This window comes from Burkholderia sp. BCC0097 (assembly GCF_902832985.1).
GTDB lineage: Bacteria > Pseudomonadota > Gammaproteobacteria > Burkholderiales > Burkholderiaceae > Burkholderia > Burkholderia orbicola.
Genome location: NZ_CADFDM010000003.1, coordinates 1 through 20,596, shown reverse-complemented (window position 1 = coordinate 20,596; position 20,596 = coordinate 1). Strand labels below are relative to the sequence as shown.

The 20,596-nt window shown below is 62.9% G+C and carries 19 protein-coding genes and 1 pseudogene; 12 read left to right on the top strand and 8 right to left on the bottom strand.

Going from position 1 to position 20,596, the window contains the following annotated elements; genetic code table 11:
* Positions 1-36: 36 nt before the first annotated feature.
* The 6 genes from pstC to phoR are packed head-to-tail and all read left to right on the top strand — an operon-like array spanning position 37 to position 5,608.
* Entirely contained in the window at positions 37-1,023 is a 987-nt protein-coding gene (gene pstC / locus HWX07_RS09685) for a phosphate ABC transporter permease PstC (RefSeq protein ID WP_105798513.1), read from the top strand.
* On the top strand, positions 1,020-1,913 hold the full coding sequence (pstA, locus tag HWX07_RS09680) for a phosphate ABC transporter permease PstA (protein ID WP_175876182.1): 894 nt from the start codon (positions 1,020-1,022) through the stop codon (positions 1,911-1,913). Before pstC ends, pstA begins: the two co-directional genes overlap by 4 nt.
* A 15-nt stretch (positions 1,914-1,928) precedes the next feature.
* Positions 1,929-2,777, top strand: a complete 849-nt coding sequence (pstB, locus tag HWX07_RS09675) for a phosphate ABC transporter ATP-binding protein PstB (RefSeq protein ID WP_006476335.1) — start codon at positions 1,929-1,931, stop codon at positions 2,775-2,777.
* An 18-nt stretch (positions 2,778-2,795) separates the two neighbouring features.
* Entirely contained in the window at positions 2,796-3,500 is a 705-nt protein-coding gene (gene phoU / locus HWX07_RS09670; RefSeq protein ID WP_006476334.1) for a phosphate signaling complex protein PhoU, read from the top strand.
* Between the two features lie 29 nt (positions 3,501-3,529).
* The gene (gene phoB, locus HWX07_RS09665) at positions 3,530-4,231 is read left to right on the top strand and encodes a phosphate regulon transcriptional regulator PhoB (RefSeq protein ID WP_006750313.1); all 702 of its coding nucleotides are present in this window, start codon (positions 3,530-3,532) and stop codon (positions 4,229-4,231) included.
* 57 nt (positions 4,232-4,288) lie between these two features.
* The gene (phoR, locus tag HWX07_RS09660) at positions 4,289-5,608 is read left to right on the top strand and encodes a phosphate regulon sensor histidine kinase PhoR (protein WP_175876181.1); all 1,320 of its coding nucleotides are present in this window, start codon (positions 4,289-4,291) and stop codon (positions 5,606-5,608) included.
* An 88-nt stretch (positions 5,609-5,696) separates the two neighbouring features.
* Here the strand turns inward: phoR and ppk1 are convergent, their stop codons facing one another.
* Positions 5,697-7,760, bottom strand: coding sequence for a polyphosphate kinase 1 (gene ppk1, locus HWX07_RS09655; protein WP_175876180.1), 2,064 nt, complete (start codon positions 7,758-7,760; stop codon positions 5,697-5,699).
* A 282-nt stretch (positions 7,761-8,042) separates the two neighbouring features.
* Between ppk1 and ppx the strand changes: the two genes are divergently transcribed.
* Complete coding sequence (gene ppx / locus HWX07_RS09650) at positions 8,043-9,557, top strand: exopolyphosphatase (protein WP_175876179.1); 1,515 nt, start codon at positions 8,043-8,045, stop codon at positions 9,555-9,557.
* 121 nt (positions 9,558-9,678) lie between these two features.
* Here ppx and HWX07_RS09645 read toward each other — a convergent pair whose 3' ends face one another.
* The 6 genes from HWX07_RS09645 to pqqA form a co-directional block, all read right to left on the bottom strand.
* Positions 9,679-10,068, bottom strand: a complete 390-nt coding sequence (locus tag HWX07_RS09645; protein WP_226209310.1) for a hypothetical protein — start codon at positions 10,066-10,068, stop codon at positions 9,679-9,681.
* Positions 10,069-10,616: 548 nt separating this feature from the next.
* The gene (gene pqqE / locus HWX07_RS09640) at positions 10,617-11,786 is read right to left on the bottom strand and encodes a pyrroloquinoline quinone biosynthesis protein PqqE (protein WP_244129966.1); all 1,170 of its coding nucleotides are present in this window, start codon (positions 11,784-11,786) and stop codon (positions 10,617-10,619) included.
* Complete coding sequence (gene pqqD / locus HWX07_RS09635) at positions 11,758-12,033, bottom strand: pyrroloquinoline quinone biosynthesis peptide chaperone PqqD (RefSeq protein WP_175876177.1); 276 nt, start codon at positions 12,031-12,033, stop codon at positions 11,758-11,760. Before pqqD ends, pqqE begins: the two co-directional genes overlap by 29 nt.
* Entirely contained in the window at positions 12,033-12,794 is a 762-nt protein-coding gene (gene pqqC, locus HWX07_RS09630) for a pyrroloquinoline-quinone synthase PqqC (protein ID WP_175876176.1), read from the bottom strand. The genes pqqD and pqqC overlap by 1 nt, the downstream gene beginning before the upstream one ends.
* An 88-nt stretch (positions 12,795-12,882) precedes the next feature.
* On the bottom strand, positions 12,883-13,794 hold the full coding sequence (gene pqqB / locus HWX07_RS09625; RefSeq protein ID WP_175876175.1) for a pyrroloquinoline quinone biosynthesis protein PqqB: 912 nt from the start codon (positions 13,792-13,794) through the stop codon (positions 12,883-12,885).
* A gap of 81 nt (positions 13,795-13,875) precedes the next feature.
* Entirely contained in the window at positions 13,876-13,947 is a 72-nt protein-coding gene (pqqA, locus tag HWX07_RS09620) for a pyrroloquinoline quinone precursor peptide PqqA (protein ID WP_080599499.1), read from the bottom strand.
* A 685-nt stretch (positions 13,948-14,632) separates the two neighbouring features.
* Between pqqA and HWX07_RS09615 the strand changes: the two genes are divergently transcribed.
* The 3 genes from HWX07_RS09615 to HWX07_RS09605 all read left to right on the top strand — a co-directional run bounded on the left by HWX07_RS09615 (position 14,633) and on the right by HWX07_RS09605 (position 19,113).
* Positions 14,633-15,739, top strand: coding sequence for a porin (locus HWX07_RS09615; protein ID WP_175876174.1), 1,107 nt, complete (start codon positions 14,633-14,635; stop codon positions 15,737-15,739).
* Between the two features lie 211 nt (positions 15,740-15,950).
* Positions 15,951-17,519 carry a PQQ-binding-like beta-propeller repeat protein gene (locus HWX07_RS09610; RefSeq protein WP_175876173.1) on the top strand — a complete coding sequence of 523 codons (1,569 nt, stop codon included), beginning with the start codon at positions 15,951-15,953 and terminating at the stop codon, positions 17,517-17,519.
* 907 nt (positions 17,520-18,426) lie between these two features.
* On the top strand, positions 18,427-19,113 hold the full coding sequence (locus HWX07_RS09605; protein ID WP_175876172.1) for a hydrolase: 687 nt from the start codon (positions 18,427-18,429) through the stop codon (positions 19,111-19,113).
* A gap of 66 nt (positions 19,114-19,179) precedes the next feature.
* Here the strand turns inward: HWX07_RS09605 and HWX07_RS09600 are convergent, their stop codons facing one another.
* Positions 19,180-20,103, bottom strand: a complete 924-nt coding sequence (locus tag HWX07_RS09600; protein ID WP_175876171.1) for a LysR family transcriptional regulator — start codon at positions 20,101-20,103, stop codon at positions 19,180-19,182.
* A 101-nt stretch (positions 20,104-20,204) separates the two neighbouring features.
* Here HWX07_RS09600 and HWX07_RS09595 point away from each other — a divergent pair, with 101 nt between their 5' ends.
* Both HWX07_RS09595 and HWX07_RS09590 read left to right on the top strand, forming a co-directional pair.
* Positions 20,205-20,372 (top strand): DUF1427 family protein, encoded by a 168-nt coding sequence (locus HWX07_RS09595; RefSeq protein WP_175876170.1) that lies wholly within the window; start codon positions 20,205-20,207, stop codon positions 20,370-20,372.
* A gap of 17 nt (positions 20,373-20,389) precedes the next feature.
* Positions 20,390-20,596, top strand: a pseudogene (locus HWX07_RS09590) (amidohydrolase); the annotation flags it as partial.

Here is a 20,596-nt window from a genome sequence, read left to right as displayed (position 1 = left end):
GGCGTTACGGCGCCCGGCGATCAAAAGCAGGCACCCATGTCTGATATTTCATACACGTCCTCCCGATCGCCCGACAGTGCGCAGCAGCGCGCGCCGAGCCGTCTCGGGGATGTCCTGTTCGGCGGCCTTGCGCGGCTCGCCGCGATCGTGACCCTGCTGTTGCTGGGCGGGATCATCGTTTCCCTGATCATTGCGTCGATGCCGACCATCCAGAAGTTCGGCCTCGGCTTCCTGTGGCAATCCGAGTGGGATCCCAACTCGGACATCTACGGCGCACTCGTGCCGATCTACGGCACGATCGTGACGTCGATCATTGCGCTCGTCATCGCGGTGCCGGTCAGTTTCGGCATCGCACTGTTCCTCACCGAGCTGTCGCCCGTGTGGCTGCGCCGCCCGCTCGGCATCGCGATCGAGCTGCTCGCCGCGATTCCGTCGATCGTGTACGGCATGTGGGGGCTGCTCGTGTTCGCGCCGATCTTCGCCGAATACTTCCAGAAGCCGCTCGGCCGCCTGTTCAAGGACGTGTGGGTGCTCGGTCCCCTGACGTCGGGCCCGCCGATCGGCATCGGCATTCTCGCGGCCGGCGTGATCCTCGCGATCATGATCATCCCGTACATCGCCTCGGTGATGCGCGACGTGTTCGAGGTCACGCCGGTGCTGCTGAAGGAATCGGCATACGGCATCGGCTGCACGACCTGGGAAGTGATGTGGAAGGTCGTGCTGCCCTACACGAAGACCGGCGTGATCGGCGGCGTGATGCTCGGCCTCGGCCGCGCGCTCGGCGAGACGATGGCCGTGACCTTCGTGATCGGCAACACGAACCTGCTCGACAGCGTGTCGCTGTTCGCGCCGGGTAACAGCATCACGTCGGCGCTCGCGAACGAATTCGCGGAAGCGCAACCGGGGCTGCACACGTCCGCGCTGATGGAACTGGGCCTGATCCTGTTCGTGATCACGTTCATCGTGCTGTCCATCTCCAAACTGCTGCTGCTTCGCCTCGAGAAGGGAGAGGGCAAGAAATGAGCGAGCCCGTCATGAATTTCCCGGGACCGACCGGCGCCGCGCTCGACGCGATGCGCAACCGCCTGCAGCGCAAGCGCAAGGCGATCAACGCGATCGCGCTCGCCGCGGCGCTCGGTGCGATGGCATTCGGCCTGTTGTGGCTCGTGTGGATTCTCTACACGACGATCCATCTCGGCGTCGGCGGCCTGTCGCTGCAGCTGTTCACCGAATCGACGCCGGCGCCGAACACGGAAGGCGGCGGTCTCGCGAACGCGATCGTCGGCAGCCTGCTGCTGTGCGGTTTCGGCACGCTGGTCGGCACGCCGATCGGCATCCTCGCGGGCGTCTATCTCGCCGAATACGGCCAGAAGAACCTGCTGGCGAGCACGATCCGCTTCATCAACGACATCCTGCTGTCGGCGCCGTCGATCGTCATCGGCCTGTTCGTGTACGCGATCGTCGTCGCGAAGTCGGGACGTTTCTCGGGCTGGGCTGGCGTCATCGCGCTCGCGCTGCTGCAGATTCCGATCGTGATCCGCACGACCGAGAACATGCTGAAGCTCGTGCCGAATGCGCTCCGTGAAGCGGCCTTCGCGCTCGGCACGCCGAAGTGGCGGATGGTGCTGAAGATCACGCTGCGCGCGTCGGTCGGCGGGATCGTGACGGGCGTGCTGCTCGCGGTCGCGCGGATCGCCGGCGAAACGGCGCCGCTGCTGTTCACCGCGCTGTCGAACCAGTTCTTCTCGTGGGACATGAGCCAGCCGATGGCGAACCTGCCGGTCACGATCTACAAGTTCGCGATGAGCCCGTTCGCGGAATGGCAGTCGCTCGCGTGGGCGGGCGTGTTCCTGATTACGCTCGGGGTGCTCGGACTGAACGTCCTGGCGCGCTCGATCTTCTCGAAAAAGTAACGGCGGAGCAATCCGATGAATATGGCAGAGAGCCACCTGAATCCCGTCGAGCGCACCGCTGCGCCGGCCGGCACGCATGACGCGGCGAACGATCGCCCGCTCGCGCCGCTGAACGCGAAGATCGAGGTCAACAACCTCAACTTCTTCTACAACAAGTTCCACGCGCTGAAGAACATCAACCTGCGCATTCCCGAAGGGAAGGTGACGGCGTTCATCGGCCCGTCGGGCTGCGGCAAGTCGACGCTGCTGCGCACGTTCAACAAGATGTTCGCGCTCTATCCGGAGCAGCGCGCCGAAGGCGAAATTCTAATGGACGGCGAGAACCTGCTGACGACGAAGCGCGACATCTCGCTGCTGCGCGCGCGGATCGGCATGGTGTTCCAGAAGCCGACCCCGTTCCCGATGTCGATCTACGACAACATCGCGTTCGGCGTGAAGATGTTCGAAAAGCTCACGCGCTCGGAAATGGACGACCGCGTCGAGTGGGCGCTCACGAAGGCCGCGCTGTGGAACGAAGTGAAGGACAAGCTGGGCCAGAGCGGCTACGGGCTATCGGGCGGCCAGCAGCAGCGTCTGTGCATCGCGCGCGGCATCGCGATCCGTCCGGAAGTGCTGCTGCTCGACGAGCCGTGCTCGGCGCTCGACCCGATCTCGACGGGCCGCATCGAAGAGCTGATCGCGGAGCTGAAGAGCGACTACACGGTCGTGATCGTCACGCACAACATGCAGCAGGCCGCACGCTGCTCGGATTACACGGCCTACATGTACCTGGGCGAGCTGATCGAGTTCGGCGAGACCGAAAAGATCTTCATCAAGCCGGTGCGCAAGGAAACGGAAGACTACATCACCGGCCGCTTCGGCTGATGACGGAGAACAACAGCCATGTCGGATAAACATCTGTCGAGCCAGTTCGACGCGGATCTGAATGCCGTGTCGTCGAAAGTGCTGGAAATGGGCGGACTCGTGGAGTCGCAGATCGTCGGCGCGATGCGCGCGCTGAACGAATTCGATCGCGATACGGCCGAGAAGGTGATCGCGGCCGAGGAAACGCTGAACGCGATGGAAGTGGACATCGACCAGGAATGCGGCAACATCATCGCGCGGAGACAGCCTGCCGCGCGTGACCTGCGTCTTCTGATGTCGATTTCGAAAACGATTACGAACCTCGAGCGCGCGGGCGACGAAGCCGAGAAGATCGCCAAGCGCGTGCGCCGCCTGGTCGACGAGCCGGCCGCGCGTGCGGTCAACATCGCCGAGATCAAGGTGTCGGGCGAGATGGCCGTGACGATCCTGCGCCGCGCGCTCGACGCGTTCGCGCGCCTCGATACGGTGGCCGCCGCGCAGATCGTCAAGGACGACAAGGAAATCGACATGGAATTCCGCGCGTTCGTGCGCAAGCTCGTGTCGTACATGCAGGAAGATCCGCGCACGATCTCCGTCGGCCTCGACTACCTGTTCATCGCGAAGGCGATCGAGCGGATCGGTGACCACGCGAAGAACATCGCCGAATTCATCATCTACATCGTGAAGGGCACCGACGTGCGGCACCAGCCGCGCGACACGCTCGATCGCGAAGCCAACAGTTAATCGACTCCATAGGAAGAACAGAGGTGCCGATGCCCAGCAACATTCTCGTCGTTGAAGATGAGCCCGCGATTTCCGAACTGATCTCGGTGAATCTCCAGCACGCCGGTCACTGTCCGATCCGCGCGTACAACGCCGAACAGGCGCAGAACCTGATCAGCGACGTGCTGCCCGATCTCGTGCTGCTCGACTGGATGCTGCCGGGCAAGTCCGGTATCGCGTTCGCGCGCGACCTGCGCAACAACGAACGGACCAAGCACATCCCGATCATCATGCTCACCGCCCGCGGCGACGAGCAGGACAAGGTGCTCGGCCTTGAAATCGGCGCGGACGACTACGTGACGAAGCCGTTCTCGCCGAAGGAACTGATGGCGCGCATCAAGGCCGTGCTGCGCCGCCGCGCGCCGCAGCTGACCGAGGACGTCGTGTCGATCAACGGGCTGCGCCTCGACCCGGCCACGCATCGCGTCGCCGCGCACGGCGACGGCAGCGAGATCAAGCTCGATCTCGGCCCGACCGAGTTCCGCCTGCTGCATTTCTTCATGACGCATCCGGAGCGCGTGCACAGCCGCACGCAGCTGCTCGACCAGGTGTGGGGCGACCACGTGTTCGTCGAGGAGCGTACCGTCGACGTGCACATCAAACGATTGCGCGCGGCCTTGAAACCGGCCGGCTGCGATGCGATGATCGAAACCGTGCGCGGCAGCGGCTACCGCCTCGCCAAGCACGCGTAACGTATTCGGGCATGCCGCGTGCCGCGGCGTGCCGTTCATTCTTTCGGACGCTGAATCATGAACATCATCTGGGCGCGCTTTCTGGTGTCGCTCGTGCTGCTCGTGCTGATCGGCGTATTGGTCGGCGTCTTCGCCGGCCCGACCGCGGGCCTCGTGTTCGTGGTCGTGATGCTGGTCGCGCAGGGCTTTTTCAGCACCTTCCATACGCAGCGTCTGTGGCGCCTGCTCGACGCGCCCGTCTACGGCGAAGTGCCGAGCGCGCCGGGCATCTGGGGCGAGATCTACTATCGGCTGCACAAGCTCGCGAAGCAGTGGCATGCACAGGTGCGGCAGGTCGAACAGCAACACTCGCGTTTCATCCAGGCGATCCAGGCCTCGCCGAACGGTGTCGCGATGCTCGATGATCACGACCAGATCGAGTGGTGCAACGCGATCGCCGAAGTCCATTTCGGCCTCGATGCGAAGCGCGACCTGCGCCAGCACATCACGAACCTGGTGCGCCATCCCGATTTCGTCCGGTACCTCAATGCGCAGCATTACGACGAGACGCTGTTGATGCGCGGCATGGGCGACGCGCGGCAGAACGTGCTGGCCGTGCAGGTGTTTCCGTACGGCGAGAACCGCAAGCTGCTGCTCACGCAGGACATCACCGAGCTCGAACGCACCGACGCGATGCGGCGTGACTTCGTCGCGAACGTGTCGCACGAGCTGAAGACGCCGCTCACCGTGCTGTCGGGTTTCCTGGAGACGATGCGCGAGCTGCCGCTGAACGAGGAGGACCGTGCGCGCTATCTTGACATGATGGAGCAGCAGGCGTCGCGCATGCGGCACATCGTGACCGACCTGCTGGTGCTCGCGAAGCTGGAAGGCGAGAGCAAGCCGCCCGTCGATCATGCGATCGACATGCGGGCGGTGTTCGACCATCTGAAGGAGGATGCGCAGACGCTGTCGAACGGGCATCATGACATCGCGTTCTCGATCGACGAGACGCTCGGCGTCACGGGCGCACAGACGGAGCTGTTCAGCGCGTTCGCGAATCTCGTCACGAACGCGATTCGCTATACGCCGGACGGCGGCAAGATCGTCGTGTCCTGGCGGCGCGAGGGTGCGCAGGGCGTGTTTTCGGTCACCGACAGCGGCTTCGGGATTCCGGCCGCCGACCTGCCGCGGCTCACCGAGCGTTTCTACCGGGTCGACCGCAGCCGTTCGCGCGACACGGGCGGCACGGGCCTCGGGCTTGCGATCGTCAAGCACGTGCTGCAGCGGCACGACGCGCATCTGTACGTGCAGAGCGAGGAAGGGCGCGGCAGTACGTTCACCGCGCGGTTTCCGGGCTCGCGTATCATCGCGATCCGGCCGGCCGCCTACGAAGCATGATCGCGTAGTAGTTCGCCATGAAAAAAGCAGCCCATGGGCTGCTTTTTTCATGGCGATGCGTCGGCGCGACCCGCATCGCGCCGACGGCTCAAGAGCAGAACTTCGCGAGCAATCCGAGCTGCGCGTTGCGGACCGTCTTGCCGGTGCGGCGCCGGCGATAGTGACCGTCGCTGTGCATCTGCCATGCCGACTGGTTGTCGCCGAGGCACACTGACAGCCCTTCGGCGATCACGCGCCGCTTGAGCTTGCGCTCGCGGATCGGGAACGCGACTTCGACGCGGCGGAACAGGTTGCGGTCCATCCAGTCGGCGCTCGACAGATAGACGTCCTCGGCGCCGCCCGCGTGGAAATAGTAGATGCGGTGGTGTTCGAGGAAGCGGCCGACGATCGAGCGCACCGTGATGTTTTCCGACAACCCCGGCACACCGGGCTTCAGCGCGCAGACGCCGCGCACGATCAGGTCGACCTTGACGCCGGCCTGCGACGCTTCGTACAGCGCGGCGATCACCGACGGCTCCAGCAGCGCGTTCATTTTCGCGACGATGCGCGCGCGCTTGCCGGCCTGCGCATTGTCGATCTCCGCGCGGATCGACTCGATGATGCGCGGATGCAGCGTGAACGGCGACTGCCACAGTTCGTGCAGCGTCAGTTCGCCGCCGATCCCGGTCAGTTGCTGGAACACGTGATGCACGTCCTCACAGATCTTCTGGTCGGCCGTCATCAGCCCGAAGTCGGTGTAGAGGCGTGCGGTGCGCGGATGGTAGTTGCCGGTGCCGAGGTGCACGTAGCGGCGCAGCGACGCCTTGCCGGCCTGCACGACGCGTCGCACGATCAGCATCATCTTCGCGTGGCACTTGTGGCCGACCACGCCGTACACGACATGCGCGCCGACGGCTTCGAGCTGCGACGCCCAGTTGATGTTGGTTTCCTCGTCGAAGCGCGCGAGCAGCTCGACCACGACGGTCACTTCCTTGCCGTTGCGCGCGGCTTCCATCAGCGCGTCCATCAGCGGCGAGTCGGTGCCGGTGCGATAGATCGTCTGCTTGATCGCGACGACGCTCGGGTCTCTCGCGGCCTGCTGCAGCAGTTCGAGCACCGGCTGGAAGCTCTCGTACGGGTGGTGCAGCAGGATGTCGCCGGCGTCGATCGCGTCGAACATCGTCGGCGCGTTGGCGATTGCCGCGGGGGTCGATGCGGTGAACGGCGTGAACTTCAGGTCCGGGCGGTCGACGAGATCGGGAATCTGCATCAGGCGCACGAGGTTCACGGACCCGGCCACGCGATAGCAGTCCTTGTCGCCGAGTTCGCTTTCCTCCAGCAGGCGCCGCACGATGTGCAGCGGCGTGTCGGCCGACACTTCGAGGCGCACCGCATTGCCAAGGTGGCGCGCGGGCAGTTCGCCCTGCAGCGCGACACGCAGGTTCGTGATTTCGTCTTCGTCGACGAACAGCTCGCTGTTGCGCGTGATGCGGAACTGGTTGCAGCTCTTCACGACGAGTTGCGGGAAGAGTTCGCCGACGAAGCGTTGCATGAACGAGCTCAGCAGCACGAAGCCGTGCTCGAAGCCCGACAGCGCATGCGGCATGCGCACGACGCGCGGCAGCGCGCGCGGCGCCTGCACGATGCCCATTACGGCCTGGCGGCCGAACGCGTCGCGCCCTTCGAGCTCGACGACGAAGTTCAGGCTCTTGTTCAGCACACGCGGGAACGGGTGAGCCGGATCGAGGCCGATCGGCGTCAGCACGGGCAGCAGCTCGTCGAGGAAGTAGCGTCGCGCCCATTCGAGCTGCTCGTCGTTCCACGTGTCGCTCGCGTGGAAGTAGATGCCTTCCTGTTCGAGCGCCGGCAGCACGGTTTCGTGCAGCATCGTGTACTGTCGATGCACGAGCCGCTGCGCGCGCTCGACGACGAGATCGTAAGCGTGCTGCAGCGACATGCCGTCGGGCGTCAGCGCGCCGGGGTTGTCGCGGATCTGCTCCTGCAGGCCGGCCATCCGGACCTCGAAGAATTCGTCGAGGTTGCTGCTGGTGATGCAGATGAAGCGCAGGCGCTCGAGCAACGGGACTTGCGGGTCGGCCGCCTGGGCCAGCACGCGCTCGTTGAAACCGAGGATGCCGAGTTCACGATTGAGAAGCGGGTAACGGACGGACATCGGCAGAGTAGGGGGTAATTCAGGCGATGATTCGAAAGGACGCTCGGAAACTCTCACGGTACGATGACGTGCTGATGACAATACTGGTTTTATATCGGGAAATTCTACGCCGTAACCCTTTCGTCGCATAAATGTTTCGGCTATATGGAATCGAGCAGTGTGCATGCCCGTGAAGCGTGGCAACGGCAAGCGTTCCACGCTTAAAATGTCGCCTTTGATTGATCGCCCGCGATTGCCGGAGGAACGGCTGCCGCGGAAGAACGCGCACGGAGCCCCCTTCTGATGGTTACAACTCCCCACTTGCTGGCTGCCGTGGATCTCGGCTCCAACAGCTTCCGGCTGATCGTCGGGCGCGTCGAGGAAACGCCGGCGGGCAGCCAGATCTATCCCGTCGACGCGCTGCGCGAGCCGGTTCGGCTCGCCGCGGGGCTGTCGAGCGACAAGATGCTCGATCGCGCGTCGCAGGAGCGTGGCTGGGAGGCGCTCAAGCGGTTCGGCGAGCGCCTGCGCGATTTCCATCCCGATCATGTGCGCGCGGTGGCGACCAACACGCTGCGCGTCGCGAAGAACGCCCCCGAATTCCTCGGCGAGGCCGAGGCGGCGCTCGGGTTCCCGATCGAAGTGATCGCGGGCCGCGAAGAGGCGCGCCTGATCTATGCGGGCGCCGCGCACTCGGTGCCGGCGAGCGCCGGCAAGCGGCTCGTCGTCGACATCGGCGGCGGCTCGACCGAATTCATCATCGGCTCGCACTACACGCCGATCGTGATGGAGAGCCTCTATATCGGTTGCGTGAGCCATAGCCGCACCTTCTTTCCGGCCGGCAACGTCGACGAATACACGATGCGGCAGGCCGAACTCGCGGCCAAGCGCGAGATCCAGATCATTTCGAGCGAATACAAGAAGGCCGGCTGGGACCAGGCGATCGGCTCGTCCGGCACCGCACGCGCGCTGGCGGAGCTCGTCGAGGCGAACGGCTTCAACGATCCGGGCATCACGCACGGCATTTCGCGCGGCGGCCTCGAGCGGCTGAAGCGTGCGCTGATCAAGTCGGAGAACGTCAACCGGCTGAAGCTGATCGCGCTGAAACCCGACCGCGTGCCGGTACTCGCCGGCGGCCTCGCGATCATGCTGGCGGTGTTCGAGGAACTGGGCGTCGACTACGTCGATACGACCGACGGCGCGCTGCGTCTCGGCGTGCTGTACGACCTGCTCGGCCGGACCCAGCACGAGGACATGCGTGCGGTGACCGTCGAGGGTTTCACGCGCCGCTACGGTGTCGATCGTGCGCAAGCCGAGCGGATCGGCGCGCTCGCCGCGCGTTTCTACGACGAGCTCGAGGAAGGCGACGAGGAAGCGCGCGAGGAAGGGCGGATGTTCCTCGGCTGGGCGGCCGCATTGCACGAGATCGGCCTGTCGATCTCGCACAGCGCGTATCACAAGCATTCGGCCTATATCGCGAGCAACGCGGACATGCCGGGTTTTTCGCGTACCGACCAGGCGCGGCTTGCCGCGCTCGTGCTCGGCCATGCGGGCAAGCTCGGCAAGCTGTCGCAGGCACGCGAGGTCGAATGGCCGCTGCTGTTCTGCCTGCGGCTCGCGGCGCTGCTGTGCCGGCGCCGGACCGATGCGGGGCTCCCCGACATTTCCGTTTCGCAGATGAAGAAGGGTGGGTACGAGGTGCGTCTGCCGAGCGCCTGGGTCGAGCAGAACCCGTTGACCGACTATAGCCTCAGCCAGGAGGCGGCGGAGTGGGAGAAGGTCGGTATCCCGTATCGCGTGGTTTATACCGGCGCGTGACGGGGCGATGGCGGGCCCGGAGGGTGCTCCCGGCTCCGGTGGAATGTGCGGAGGCTGCATCCGTCAGGTGTCACCCTGTACGGCAGTCAGGGGCGGCGCGACGCGGGTGCTGACGGCCAGCTCAATCCGACGAGCAGACGATCGCGGTCAGGAACGGGAACGCCTGCTTGACGGTTGCGTCGCTGCCGGCCTTGCGCACGGCTTCCTCGACCGCGCTCTTCGTGCCGCGCACGACGACGCCGTAGGCCCAGTCGCCGATCGGCTTGCCGTCGCCCGGACGGAAGATCGGATCGTTCGCCTGGTAACCGAGCACGACATAGACGCCGAAGCCGTAGGCCGTCAGCGAGCGGTTGGTGCGGAACGCATTGACCGAGTTCGATTCGACGTGCATCGGCTCCGACTGGATGTCGCCGGCGGCGAGCAGCGGCGCGACGAACTTGTGGCCGGTCGAATGGCAGTCGAGCGCGTCGTCGAGCGCTTTCGCCGACGCGGGGCCGGCGGTGGCGAGCATGAGCAGCGACGCACACAGGGCAGTTTCGAGAATGTTGTTTTTCATGCGCGAATGCGGGTTGTTCATAGGCATTATCGCGTGTTCCAGCAAGTTTCGTGCGCAGGCTTGGCCGAGGACGCGCGGCGCACGCCGATGCGGCGATTTGACCCGTGCGCGCACCGTACGGCCGCGACCCTCGAAAACGGGTGGGCGATTCAAGGGCCGGTAAAAAACGCCCGGAAACGGAAAAAGGGCCAGGGTATTTCACCCTCACCCCTTGCTTCCTTTGATCGTCGCGAAAGATTCGACCTTCGACCTTGATCGCGCACGTCGCCGGTGGGACGAATCCAGCCAAGCCAAAGCGTACCAGCCGCTCTGGGATGACCTAGGGTGAACCTTTCGCATAGCGGCCCGCTGACCGTGCGGCATCGACCTGCATCGTATTGCATCACGTACCATTGCCGCGCAATCTTGCATGCTGGCAGGAATTCGCCCAAGCAGACGGTTGCTATCCGCTGTCGTGCACTGGCGAGATTTCGGCCGCGTCGCGGCGGTTGCATGGCTGCATGTCAGGTTTTCGCGAACTTGCGAGAGTTGTAAAGGTTGCGGAACACCATCTGCGTGACGGGGCGTGGCGATGCGAGCGCAATATCCCGCGCCTTCAGGACGATGTCGTGATGCGGCGACTTGCTGCATACCGGGTCCGCATTGGCCGCCTCTCCCGTCATCATGTAAGCCTGACAACGGCATCCGCCGAAGTCCTTGCCCTTCTCGTCGCATGACCGGCACGGCTCGGGCATCCAGCTGTCGCCGCGAAAGCGGTTGAAGCCGGGGGACTCGTACCAGATGTGCCGCAGATCATGGTCGCGCACGTTCGGGAATTCGATCGGCAACTGCCGAGCGCCGTGGCAGGGCAGCGCGGTACCGTCTGGTGTGACGGTCAGGAACAGGCTGGCCCAGCCGTTCATGCACGCCTTCGGTCGTTCCTCGTAGTAGTCCGGGGTCACGAAGATCAATCTGCACGGGTGGTTTTGCGCGGCAAGCTTGGCGCGATATTCGTCGGTGATGCGTTCCGCGCGCACGAGCTGCTCGCGGCTCGGCAGCAGCGCGTTGCGATTCAGGTAGGCCCAACCATAATACTGGCACGTCGCCAGCTCGACATAGTCCGCCTCGAGCGCAAGACACAATTCGATGATCCGGTCGATGTCGTCGATGTTGTGCCGGTGCGTGACGAAGTTCAGCACCATCGGATAGCCGTGCCTCTTCACCGCGCGCGCCATTTCGAGTTTATGGGCGAACGCCTTCTTCGAGCCGGCCAGCATGTTGTTGACTTCCGCGTCGCTCGCCTGGAAGCTGATCTGTATGTGATCGAGGCCGGCCTCCCGGAACCCGACGATCTTCTCCTCGGTCAGGCCGATGCCCGAGGTGATCAGGTTGGTGTAGTAGTCGAGCCTTCGTGCTTCGGCGATCAGCCTGACGAGATCGGGGCGCGCGAGCGGCTCGCCGCCGGAAAAGCCGATTTGCGCGGCACCCATTCGACGCGCTTCGGCCATCACCTTGAACCACTGCTCCGTATCGAGCTCCGTTCCCTGCCGAGCGAAATCGAGCGGGTTCGAGCAGTACGGGCACTGCAGCGGGCAGCGGTAAGTCAGTTCGGCAAGCAGCCAGAGTGGCAGCCCGATCTCGGGGTGGCCTGCCGCCGAGGCCGGCTCACGCAAGTTCGATCCAGTGTTTGGCACGGGCCGTCTCCATGAAATCCTCGACATCGGCCGCGAGTTCGGGCACGCCAGGAAATTGACCTTCGAGATGCGCGACGATGTCGGCGACGCTGCGCTCGCCGTCGATCAGCTCGCCGATCGCGCTTGCACTTCCATTGAACTTGACCATCCCTTCGGGATACAACAATACGTGCGCGTTCTGCGCGGGTTCGAACTGAAAGCGGAAACCCTGTCGCCAGCGCGGCACCCCGTTTCGATCGAATCTCATCAGGCGATTCCCTTGTGCCAGACACACTGGTCGGTGACGGTGTGATAGGGCGGACGATGCAGTTCGTAGGCCATTGACATCGCATCGAGCATCGTCCACAAGATGTCGAGCTTGAACTGCAGGATTTCCAGCATGCGGTGCTGGCTTTCGACGGTCGTGTAGTGCTGCAGCGTGATGGCGAGCCCGTGCTCGACATCACGACGTGCCTGGCCGAGCCGGGTGCGGAAATACGCGTAACCCGCCGAATCGATCCACGGATAGTGGCGCGGCCATGTGTCGAGGCGCGATTGATGGATCTGCGGGGCGAACAATTCGGTTAGCGAACTGCTGGCCGCTTCCTGCCACGACGCGCGGCGCGCGAAATTCACGTATGCGTCGACGGCGAAGCGCACGCCCGGCAGCACCAGTTCCTGCGAGCGCAACTGCTCGGCGCTCAATCCGACTGCTTCGCCGAGCCTCAGCCAGGCCTCGATGCCGCCATCTTCGCCGGAGGTGCCGTCGTGATCGATGAGGCGCTGTACCCATTGCCGCCGTACCTCGCGGTCGGGGCAATTGGCGAGTATCGCCGCATCCTTCATCGGGATGTTGACCTGATAGTAGAAGCGGTTTGCCACCCAGCCCTGGATCTGTTCCCGGCTTGCGCGGCCTTCGTACATCGCGACGTGATAGGGATGGTGAATGTGATAGAAAGCGCCCTTGGCGCGCAGTGCCTGCTCGAACTGATCGGGGGTGAGGGGGAATTGGCCCGTCTGTGGTTTCATGACGTCTGGAAATGGTGGAGCGCGGCAAAACGGTCCGCTGTTTCGCGATCGATCCGTGACGCGTTCATATGGTCGTAGGGAGTGCTTCTCATAACGAGATCTGCATGCCGTCGAACGCGACCTCGATGTCGCGGCGCCGTAGTTCCGTGCGCTGGACGGAGCGTTCGTCGAGGATCGGATTGGTATTGTTGATGTGGATCAGTACCTTGCGGGGCCTGGAAACGCGCCCGAGTATTTCCATCATGCCGTCCGGGCCGCTTAGCGCGAGATGGCCCATTTCGCGGCCCGTTCGGGTACCGACGCCAAGTCGTCGCATTTCGTCGTCGTCCCATAGCGTGCCATCGACGAGCAGGCAGTCCGAGGCATTCATGCGTTTCAGAAGCATGTCGTCGACGATGCCGATCCCCGGCGCGTAGAGCAGCGTGCCGCCCGTGCGTGAGTCCGTGACGATCAGGCCGATGTTGTCGCCGACGTGCGGAGCATGGCGATGCGGCGAATAGGGCGGCGCCGAGCTGCGCAGAGGGAACGGCGTGAACTCCAGGTTCGGGCAGGCCGGTACGACGAAGCTGCTGTCAGGCTCGACGCGGTTCCAGATGAGTCCGCCGTTCCAGTGCTTCAACATGTCGAACAGCGGAAAGCCAGTCGTCAAGTCATCGTGGACCATATCTGTACACCAGATCTGAAGCGGGCAACCTTCACGCAAGCCAAGCAAGCCGGCCGTGTGGTCGATCTGGCTGTCCATCAGGACGATCGCGCCGATGCCGGTATCGCGTGGCGCACGACCGGGCTGCATCGGTGCGAAGCTTTGCAATTGCGCGCGTATGTCGGGCGACGCGTTACACAGCACCCAATTCACACCGTCGTCGGACACCGCGATCGATGATTGAGTGCGGGCGTGCGCCTCAACGGTGTGGTTGCGATACCCCGCGCAGTTCGCGCAGTTGCAGTTCCATTGCGGAAAGCCGCCGCCTGCGGCCGATCCGAGGATGTGTATGAACATGGTCGATCTTCGATGGGTGGACTTCATCAAGCAAAAAGCCTCGGCAAGCCGAGGCTTTTTGCTTGATCCTGCAGCTCGGAATCAGCGGTTCGAAACGTACATGGTGATTTCGAAACCGAGACGCAGATCTGTGTAGGCGGGCTTGGTCCACATGAGACAGGTTCCTTTGGAGGGTTGAATTAGACGGGCAAGCACTTGTTGGGGCCGCGCGCTCGTGAACCTGCGAGTAATGCCATCATCAGTTGCGTAGTCTCGGCGTCATTGCATTATCGCAGCGAGTAACAGGAGGCATCCGTGGAGGACTTGCTCATTGAAATGGTACATCAGTCTATATTGCCGTCAATGTAAAAAATGGAATAGATGAGTTTTCGATTTTTTGTTGTGAGGCGGCTTTCATTTCATTACTATATTAATAATTAAGGGCGCGACGGGCATTGTTGCCGGCTCGAGAGATCGCTCGGATTTCGGCCGGGCTTTCCTGGCGAGGCTTGGCGGATGATCGTGGGTCTTTCGCTCCCAAGTGTTTTTGAGGATCACATTTTTTGAGCGGATTGATGAATATCTGGCGTCAATCAAGCTGCCCAAGCCTCATTGAATCCAGTTTTTGTTTTCGTTAAATAATAAACTGTCGGTTGTTAATGGGGCTGCTTTGTTTTCCTATTCGATGTTTTCATGATGAATGCGTCGGAGACTAGAAAAATAATTTTGCGCGAGAAAACGGTTGGAGAATCCCGAGGGGCCCGTGAGTGCGACTCGGAAGATCTCGGATGAATGTTGATCGGTCACGGATGGTCGAGCGTACGCAGGCTGGCGATCGAGACTAAAAAGGGGTGGGACGTTGCGACTCGAACATTTCGCAGGACTGATCATGGCCGCCGCACCGGTGGTCGCATTTGCCCAGACGAGCGTGACGCTGTACGGCCGCATCGACGGCGGCGTCGAATACCTGAACCACATCGCGAAGCCGAGCGGTGGCAGCGGGACGCGCTGGAGCGCGGAAAGCGGCGACTGGGGCACCAGCATGTTCGGGCTGAAGGGCGTCGAGGATCTCGGCGGCGGGCTGTCGACGGTGTTCAACCTGGAAACCGCGTTCCAGGTGATGAACGGCCAGACGGGCGGCGGGCGCATGTGGTCGCGGCGCGCGTACGTCGGGTTGAAGAGCAATACGTGGGGCCAGCTGCAGGCTGGCCGCAACCTGTTCATCGACAGCGACGGCGTGTGGGAATTCGATCCGTTCGTCCAGCAGGCGTTTTCGTCGGCGTCGCTCGTGCGCGGCCGCAACTGGCAGCAGACCAGCAACAACATCGAATATCACAGCCCGGTGATCGGCGGCTTCGACGTGCAGGCGCAATACGCGTTCGGCAACCAGTCGCGCGGCTTCAACTACGGAGCGGCCGACGATTTCGGCCGTTCGGACGGGATCATGATCTCGTACCACTCGCCGGTGCTTGATGTGCGCGGCATCTACGACGAGCTGCGCGACAACAACGGCAAGTTCAGCAATATCTTTACCGCATCGCGCGAGTACTTCGTCGGCGCGAACGTGAAGGTGTCGAAGTTCAAGATCCAGGGCGCGTATACGCACTACCAGGCGCCGGATAGTCCGGCTGGTGTTGCCGATCGTGCCGATCATTACTGGCTCGGCGCGACCTACTCGGCGACGCCGCAGTGGGCCGTGACGGGGGGCGGATATTACGTGAAGGTAGGCGATGGCGGCGGCGATGCGTCGCACGATCCGTCGGGGCACGCGATGATGTACGTGCTCGGGACCACGTACAACCTGTCGAAACGTACGTTCCTGTATGGGACGGTTGCGTATGTGCGCAATGGCGGGAATTCGAACTTCTCGCTGCTCGCGACGCCGCGCGACGCGACGTCGGGGACGAGTCCGATAACGGGCGAGTCGCAGACGGGGGCGTACGTGGGGATGATGCATACGTTCTGAGCAAGCACCCACCGGTGCACGGGCTTCGTGGTTTCGTCGCCGAGTGCGTTGCGATTCGGCCTTCGGCCACGGTTTCGATACCACGGCATACGCGTTCCCGTGCGGAGCGTTTTTGTTCTTCCTCGTTGCCTCGGTTCGACGAGGTTTTTCCATCGACGGCCATTCGTGTTCGGCCCGTCATCAGTCACACCCCTCTTGGTAAGGTGATGTCATGAAGAAATTCAACACTCGAGACGACGGGCTTGCGGCTTCGTGGTGCCGGAGTGCGCCGGCTATGGTCGGCGCACTCGCATTGTTCGGCATGGTCGCAAGTGGACCGGCCGCGGCAGCGGATTGGGTCTTCGCCGGACAGGGTGTCGATAACACACGCACCGCGCCCGACGAGCACATTATCGGTGTCGACAACGTTTCTCGGCTCGCGCCGCGCTGGACGCTGGATACCGACGGTAACGTTTCGGCTACACCAACCGTAGCGAACGGCACCGTATATGTACCTGACTTCGGCGGTTCGCTATGGGCGGTCGATGCTGCCAGTGGCAAGGTGAAGTGGAAGAAGAAGATCACCGAATACAGCGGCATCGAAAACGATGCCTCGCGCACCAGCCCGGCATATTGGGAAGGCACGCTGATTTTCGGTCAGGGGACCCAGATCGCGAACAATCCGAGCGGAGCGTTCGTGCTGGCTGCCAAGGCGGAGGATGGCGCGCCGCTCTGGCGAACCAAGGTGGATTCAGACCCGACCGCGATCATTACCCAATCGCCGATCGTTGATCGAGGCGTGGTGTATATCGGTCTCTCGTCGCGTGCCGAAGCACTCAAGGACAAGCCGACTTATCGAGGTGCGGTGGTTGCGCTCGACGCCAAGACCGGAAAAATTCGGTGGAAGACCTATATGGTCCCGAAGGGGTACACCGGCGGGTCGGTGTGGGGCAATACGGCTGCGGTCAATCATGAGACCGGCCTGCTCTACGTGACCACCGGCAACAACTTCTCGGTGCCGCCGGGCCACTGCCGTTATCCGACGCAGAAGAACTGCAAATCCGATACGCCGGACAACATGATCGACAGCTTTGTCGCGCTCGATCTGAAGACCGGCAAGGTGGTCTGGCACAGCCGTACCTTGGCGGCCGACATGTCGACCAACTACGATCACGACGATGGTCCGGACTACGATTTCGGCTCCGGGCCCAATCTGTTCAAGGCGACCATCGACGGGAAGGAGAGGACGCTGGTGGGCGCGGGTGCGAAAAGCGGCGTGTACTGGGCGCTCGATCCGAAGACCGGCAAGGTGATTTGGCATACCCAGGTCGGACCGGGCAGCCTGCTGGGCGGCATGCTGTGGGGTACGGCCGCGGATGGCAAGCGTATCTACGTTTCGATCGGCAATCTGAAGGGAGAATCGATCGATGTCGACAACGGTCCGAACGGCGCGAAGACAACCAAGGGAGGAATCTGGGCGGCGGTTGATGCGGCCACCGGCAAGGTTCTGTGGCGCACGGCCGACCCGCAGGGCAAGATGGATACGGTCGCGATGTCGGCCGCGAATGGCGTCGTATACGCCGGGTCGCTGGCCGGCACGGGCGCAAGCATGTATGCGCTCGATGCGGCTACTGGCGCAATCAAGTGGAGCTATGTGAACAACGGTGCGGTCGTGTCGGGCGCCGCCATCGTCGACGGATCGGTCTACTGGGGTTCCGGCTATCACACAAAAGTGCTCGGCCTGCCATACGACGGCAGCAGTCACAAGCTGTATGCCTTCGGGCTCGCCACGAAGCAGTAAGGGGTGAACAGCCGGTTACGTGCGTGACCGGCTGTGTTCTCGACGGTTGCCCGGCTCTTTAAGGAGGCGCTCCCGATGACGCCTCCCTCCCATGAAACCGCGGCTCGTGCCATGCCGGATGCATGTCGACACCGGTTATCAATCAGCATTCCGAGTGCGATGCGACGCCTGGTAGACGTCCCATGCCGCGCGGGCTCGCATTTTCCAGGAAGTGTGATCATCGGCGCGCCGTCGGCCGGGCGCGAGCAGCACGCGTTGTTAGGCCGGTTGTGACGACCGATGCGATGTCGAAAGCGGTGTCGTGCAACGGCATGATGGAGGTCGTTGGTCGGGGCCCTCGCAGACTTCGATGACGTCGGGTTATTGCATCCCGGTTCGTGTGGAATGAGCTGAACGATGGTGCTATTGATTTTGAATGATGGGGAATTCGTTCATCAATTTTATTGGTGCGCGCCGATTTATCTTCTGATCAAACTCAGCCGATCAACGAAGAGCCGGGGGAAGACGCTCGCTTTTGAGTGATATGCGTGGATTTCCAGGAATATTGATTCGCGTGATTTGATAGTTGCGGTGTCCATTTTGTCTGCCGGGAGTGCGGGAGAGGGTTGCCTGTTCACTCCGAATCTGCATGAAGGGAGCCGCAGTGGCGCGCTTTTCCAAATCAAAACACCGCCTTCTTGTGCGCAATTAATATTGCGTGTGTGTGAAAATCAAAGGAATTATCTGACAAATGATCGGCGTAATCCGAGAATCGGATCGATTCTGTTTTTTGGGTGTACGGGTATGTAATTTATGTATTAAATGAGGTCGGCCGATGGAAATTCGGTCCGATGCATCAAGATAGGTTGACTCCCGAATTTGCTCAAAAGTCACATTTCTGCTACCCGTTCACAGGATTCCATGCGCCATGAGCAACCCGAAACTTGAGGTACTGACGCCGCAGAACAGCCAGCTGATCTTCATCGACCAGCAGCCACAGATGGCGTTCGGCGTGCAGTCGATCGATCGCCAGACGCTGAAGAACAACGTCGTCGGGCTCGCGAAGGCCGCGAAGGTCTTCAACATCCCCACCACGATCACGACGGTCGAAAGCGAGAGCTTCTCGGGCCCCACCTATCCAGAACTGCTCGACGTGTTCCCGAACCAGAAGACGCTCGAACGCACGTCGATGAACTCGTGGGACGACCAGAAGGTGCGCGACGCGCTCGCCGCGAACGGCCGCAAGAAGGTGGTCGTGTCGGGCCTGTGGACCGAAGTCTGCAACACGACGTTCGCGCTGTGCGCGATGCTCGAAGGCGACTACGAGATCTACATGGTCGCCGACGCATCGCGCGGCACGTCGCAGGCCGCGCACGACTTCGCGATGCAGCGCATGGTGCAGGCCGGCGTCGTGCCGGTCACGTGGCAGCAGGTCCTGCTCGAATGGCAGCGCGACTGGGCGCGCCGTGACACCTATGACGCCGTGGTTGCGATCGCCAAGGAGCATTCCGGCGCATACGGGATGGGCATCGACTACGCGTACACGATGGTCCACAAGGCGCCGCAGCGTACTGCGACGCCGCACGAGTCGATTCCGGCCGTGCCGGCGAAGTAACGGGCCGCCGGCCGCGATCGCCGCGACGGTTACTGCGGCGATCGCGTGCCGTCGGCCGTCACGCGTTCAGGCGGCGGGCAGCGCCCACGGCGCGTGCGAGAAGTGTTCGGCGAGGAAATCGAGCAGTACCGTCACGCGCGCGGCGCGCAGCATGCCGGGCGGCGTGACGAGGTTCACGGCGATGTCAGCGATCTTCCAGTCATGCATCACTTCTTCGAGCTCGCCGCGCTGTAGTTCGTCCCGCACGAGGAACTCGGGTTGCAGGGCCAGGCCGTATCCGTCGATCAACGCGGGCAAGATCACGTCGGAATTGTTCGTGCGGATGCGGCCTTGCACAGGTACGCCGAAATCTCTGTTCGATGTCATGTGATGAAAGCGCCAGTACTCCGGTGTCGGCAGGTTCGTGTAGATGACGCACATGTGATGTTCGAGGTCGCGCGGATGCGTGGGGCGGCCGCGCCGGTCGAGATACGCGGGCGACGCGACGAGCGGCCGGCGTACAGCGCACAGGCGGCGCGAGCGCAGCGTCGAATCGCTCAGCTCGGCGATGCGGATCGCGACGTCGAAGCCGCCCGACACGATGTCGACGATGTGGTCGGTGAGTACGAGATCGATGTCGACGCGCGGATAGCGCTCGAGAAATGCGGGCAGCACCGGCGACAGATGGCGCAGCCCGAACGACATCGGCGCGTTCACGCGCACGAGTCCGTGCGGTTCGAGCGCTTGCGCGGTGGCCTCGCTCTCGATCAGTTCCGCATCGGCGAGCAGGCGGATCACGCGGTCGCACAGCAGTTCGCCGGTCGGCGTGAGCGACAGCTTGCGCGACGTGCGGTACAGCAGCATCTCGCCGAGGCGCTTTTCGAGGCGTGCGATCGCTTTCGATACGGTGGGTTGCGATACGCCGAGCGTTTCCGCGGCTTTCGCGAACGAACCGGTCTCCGCGACGCGCGCAAAGATGGCCCAGGCTTCGAGATCAGGAAGGTGTTGCATGATTGGAATGGATGGCAGGAAAGCGAAGGAAAGGCGAGGGCAGCACAGCATGCGGCCGATGCGATGCGGATCATTCTAATCCGGGCGGGAGAAAAAACGATATGGAATCTTATCTAATCTCATTGGGCGCCGGCGTGCTGATCGGCGTCGTGTACAGCGTGATCCGAGTGCGTTCGCCGGCGCCGCCGCTGATCGCACTGGTCGGCCTCGCCGGCATGCTGATCGGCGCACAGGCCATCGCGCCGGTTCGTCACTGGCTCGGCTTCTGAGCACATCGAGGACATTCATGAGCGCAACCGATACCCCACCCGATCTCATCCTGCACAACGGGCGCATCACGACGCTCGATCGTGCGAACCCGATCGCTGCCGCCGTCGCGATCAAGGACGGCCGCTTCGTCGCGGTCGGCGGCGAAGCGGACGTGATGCCGCTCGCGGGCCGCGCGACGAAGGTGGTCGATCTCGGCGGCCGCGGCGTGCTGCCGGGTTTGATC

Excerpts from the sequence above, each read along its gene's own strand:
- pstC (WP_105798513.1), top strand. The coding sequence starts at position 37 with ATGTCTGATATTTCATACACGTCCTCCCGATCGCCCGACAGTGCGCAG.
- pstA (WP_175876182.1), top strand. The coding sequence starts at position 1,020 with ATGAGCGAGCCCGTCATGAATTTCCCGGGACCGACCGGCGCCGCGCTC.
- pstB (WP_006476335.1), top strand. The coding sequence starts at position 1,929 with ATGAATATGGCAGAGAGCCACCTGAATCCCGTCGAGCGCACCGCTGCG.
- phoU (WP_006476334.1), top strand. The coding sequence starts at position 2,796 with ATGTCGGATAAACATCTGTCGAGCCAGTTCGACGCGGATCTGAATGCC.
- phoB (WP_006750313.1), top strand. The coding sequence starts at position 3,530 with ATGCCCAGCAACATTCTCGTCGTTGAAGATGAGCCCGCGATTTCCGAA.
- phoR (WP_175876181.1), top strand. The coding sequence starts at position 4,289 with ATGAACATCATCTGGGCGCGCTTTCTGGTGTCGCTCGTGCTGCTCGTG.
- ppk1 (WP_175876180.1), bottom strand. The coding sequence starts at position 7,760 with ATGTCCGTCCGTTACCCGCTTCTCAATCGTGAACTCGGCATCCTCGGT.
- ppx (WP_175876179.1), top strand. The coding sequence starts at position 8,043 with ATGGTTACAACTCCCCACTTGCTGGCTGCCGTGGATCTCGGCTCCAAC.
- HWX07_RS09645 (WP_226209310.1), bottom strand. The coding sequence starts at position 10,068 with ATGCTCGCCACCGCCGGCCCCGCGTCGGCGAAAGCGCTCGACGACGCG.
- pqqD (WP_175876177.1), bottom strand. The coding sequence starts at position 12,033 with ATGAGATTCGATCGAAACGGGGTGCCGCGCTGGCGACAGGGTTTCCGC.
- pqqC (WP_175876176.1), bottom strand. The coding sequence starts at position 12,794 with ATGAAACCACAGACGGGCCAATTCCCCCTCACCCCCGATCAGTTCGAG.
- pqqB (WP_175876175.1), bottom strand. The coding sequence starts at position 13,794 with ATGTTCATACACATCCTCGGATCGGCCGCAGGCGGCGGCTTTCCGCAA.
- HWX07_RS09610 (WP_175876173.1), top strand. The coding sequence starts at position 15,951 with ATGAAGAAATTCAACACTCGAGACGACGGGCTTGCGGCTTCGTGGTGC.
- HWX07_RS09605 (WP_175876172.1), top strand. The coding sequence starts at position 18,427 with ATGAGCAACCCGAAACTTGAGGTACTGACGCCGCAGAACAGCCAGCTG.
- HWX07_RS09600 (WP_175876171.1), bottom strand. The coding sequence starts at position 20,103 with ATGCAACACCTTCCTGATCTCGAAGCCTGGGCCATCTTTGCGCGCGTC.
- HWX07_RS09595 (WP_175876170.1), top strand. The coding sequence starts at position 20,205 with ATGGAATCTTATCTAATCTCATTGGGCGCCGGCGTGCTGATCGGCGTC.